Source organism: Streptomyces sp. NPDC002690 (genome assembly GCF_053592415.1).
Genome location: NZ_JBSFVR010000674.1, coordinates 1 through 1,829, shown reverse-complemented (window position 1 = coordinate 1,829; position 1,829 = coordinate 1). Strand labels below are relative to the sequence as shown.

Here is a 1,829-nt window from a genome sequence, read left to right as displayed (position 1 = left end):
GTGATCCTGCGCCACCCCTTCCAGCAGGATCTGCTGGTGGTGAAGCGGGCCACCGAGCGCCGCCCGGGCGGTTGGTGGGTGCTGGCCGACAACACGTTCGCGGGCGGGGACAGCACGGTGTACGGAACCGTCCCGGAGGATCTCGTGCTGGCCAGGGCGCACCTGCGGTTCCGGCCGTTGAGGAAGGATCAGCGTTCGCCGCTGGGGGTGCTCGGCTGGGCGGCTTCGGCGGCACGGCCGTTGCCGGCGGACCGGTCGGCCTCCAGGCGTTTGCGGGCCCGGTAGGCGGCGACGTTGGCGCGGGTCGCACAACGGTCGGAGCAGTAGCGCCGCGATCGGTTGGTGGAGGTGTCCAGGTAGGCGTTGCGGCACGGGGGCGCCTCGCAGAGGCCCAGCCGGTCGACTCCGTGGGTGGTGAGGTGGAAGGCGAGCCCCATCGCCGCGATGGCGGCGTATCCGGCGGTGGCATTGGACGGATGGTCCGCCAGATGCATGTGCCAGTCCGGCTTCCCGGTGCCGTCCAGGGTGTCATGGCCGGAGATCTGGGGACTGACGGGGAACTCCAGCAGCAGGGAGTTCAGCAGGTCGACCGCGAGTGTCTCGTCGCCCCCGTCCGCCGCCTCGAAGACCGCGCGCAGCCGGCCCCGTACGGAACGGAAGCGGGTCACGTCGGCGTCGGTCGCCCGCCGGGCCGCCTGGGAATTGCCGGCGAAGAGTTCACGGACGGCGTCGACCGAGGTGAGCACGTCCTTGTTGCGGGCCGGCTCCTCGGTGTTGACCAGACGCACGGCGTAGTCCGAGTAATAGGCCAGTTCCACTTGTCGTCCTTACGGCGTCGGTCTAAAGTTCCCTGTAGTCAGCAGTGTAATGGTTGATTGACCAAAATGACCATTACATCGGAACGGGAGGGGTCACATGACGGACACCCGAGTGACGGACACGGCGGCGGGCACCGACTGGCGGTCCTGGCAGGAGAGCTGGGACCGCCAGCAGGAGTGGTACATGCCGGACCGCGAAGAACGCTTCCGGATCATGCTCGACATGGTCGAGGCCGTGGTCGGCCCCGAGCCGAGCGTGCTCGACCTCGCCTGCGGTACGGGAAGTATCACGGACCGGCTGCTGCGGCGGTTCCCGAACGCCACCAGTACCGGAGTGGATCTCGATCCCGCGCTGCTCGCCATCGCACGCGGCACGTTCGACGGCGACGACCGGGTCACCCTCGTCACCGCCGACCTCAAGGCCCCCGCTTGGACCGAGGCCCTCCCCCGCGCCTCGTACGACGCGGTACTCACCGCCACGGCGCTCCACTGGCTCCCCAGCGAGCCGCTCGCCGCGCTCTACGGGCAGCTGGGCCGACTGGTCCGGGACGGCGGGGTGTTCATGAACGCGGACCACATGACGGACCCGGCCACTCCCCGCGTCAACGCGGCCGAGCGCGCCCACCGGCACGCCGCCATGGACCGCGCGAAGGCGGCGGGGGCACTCGACTGGGCCGAGTGGTGGGCCCTGGCCGCGAAGGATCCGGCCCTCGCGGGACCGACCGCCGAACGGTTCGTCATCTACGGCGAGCACGCCGAAGGTGACACCCCCTCGCCCGACTGGCACGCTCGTACGCTGCTCGCGTCCGGCTTCGGGGAAGCGCGGACCGTCTGGGCGTCCCCCTCGGACGCGGTGGTGCTCGCGCTGAAGTAGGGCGGGAGGCCGGTGGCCGGACGCGGCGGGGGCGGTACGGGGCCAGGGGCACGATCACCTTGTGCGCGGCCGTCAGGGCGTTGACGGTGAGCAGGCCGAGCGAGGGCCGACAGTCGATCACGATGTAGTCGTAGTCG

2 protein-coding genes and 2 pseudogenes are annotated in these 1,829 nt (G+C 70.5%); 2 read left to right on the top strand and 2 right to left on the bottom strand.

Annotated elements, in window-relative coordinates:
* Positions 1-285: pseudogene (locus tag ACWD3D_RS36575) on the top strand (nickel-type superoxide dismutase maturation protease); the annotation flags it as partial.
* Here the strand turns inward: ACWD3D_RS36575 and ACWD3D_RS36570 are convergent.
* On the bottom strand, positions 189-818 hold the full coding sequence (locus tag ACWD3D_RS36570) for a CGNR zinc finger domain-containing protein (RefSeq protein ID WP_451464958.1): 630 nt from the start codon (positions 816-818) through the stop codon (positions 189-191). The pseudogene ACWD3D_RS36575 and the gene ACWD3D_RS36570 overlap by 97 nt on opposite strands.
* Before the next feature lie 97 nt (positions 819-915).
* On the opposite strand from ACWD3D_RS36570, the gene ACWD3D_RS36565 reads away from it, so the two are divergent.
* The gene (locus ACWD3D_RS36565) at positions 916-1,692 is read left to right on the top strand and encodes a class I SAM-dependent methyltransferase (protein WP_451464957.1); all 777 of its coding nucleotides are present in this window, start codon (positions 916-918) and stop codon (positions 1,690-1,692) included.
* Positions 1,693-1,735: 43 nt separating this feature from the next.
* On the opposite strand, the pseudogene ACWD3D_RS36560 reads toward ACWD3D_RS36565, so the two are convergent.
* Positions 1,736-1,829 (bottom strand): annotated as a pseudogene (locus ACWD3D_RS36560) (ParA family protein); the annotation flags it as partial.

Excerpts from the sequence above, each read along its gene's own strand:
- ACWD3D_RS36565 (WP_451464957.1), top strand. The coding sequence starts at position 916 with ATGACGGACACCCGAGTGACGGACACGGCGGCGGGCACCGACTGGCGG.